General features: G+C 46.6%; 1 protein-coding gene. It reads right to left on the bottom strand.

What is annotated here, in order from left to right:
* Positions 1–727, bottom strand: a 727-nt coding sequence (locus tag A3739_RS01205) for a glycosyltransferase family 9 protein (protein WP_068499903.1), incomplete at both ends; no start/stop codon positions are given.

Below are 727 nucleotides of genomic sequence, written 5' to 3'. Positions count from 1 at the left end.
CGCAGGATTGGAATGTGCATATAAACCAACACATGGTCGACCTGCTGCATTAGCCATATGCAAAGGTCCTGTGTCGGGTGCGAGAACAAACAAGGCTTTGCTTAATAATGCATAGAGTTGTTTTAATGACGTTTTTCCCACAAGGTCGATTACATCAACGCGAGTAAGCGCCATGATGTCTCGAGCTAGTTCGTAGTCGAGTTCTGAAGGGCCGCCGCACAGTATGGTTTTTATACCCTTGCGCTCAAGGCTATGAATCACCTCAGTATAACGATCAGGTAGCCAGCAGCGTTCTCGCTTGCTTGCAGCGGGGCAAATAATGGCGGTAGGTTGTGAGGGTAGAATATAGTTGTATGCGAATTGCTTATCTTCATCACTCACCGCGATATTCCAGCGAGGAGGGTAGCAATCCTCTTCCGAAGCTCCTAGGGTCATGGCGAAGCTTAAGAAACTATCTAGTACGTGTTGACGAGCATCCTTTGGGTTTAATCTAGGTATCCGCTCATTAACGACAAGCGAATGCCCTTCTTTGGCCCGTTTAAAGTCATACCCTATTTTTCGTTTTGCAGGAATCAGATGCGCTAAGCGGTTTGCACGCATTGCCACTTGCATTTGTAACAAAACATCAAACCGACGACCGCTAAGAGTTTGTTTTAAGTCCTTAATCGCAGTTGAACCGCGACGTTTATCGAAAACGATAAACTCAATGCCGGGCAGGTCATGAACG

The organism is Oleiphilus sp. HI0067 (genome assembly GCF_001635735.1).
Note: the sequence above shows the minus strand (reverse complement) of the source record. Positions and strands in the feature narration are given on the sequence as shown.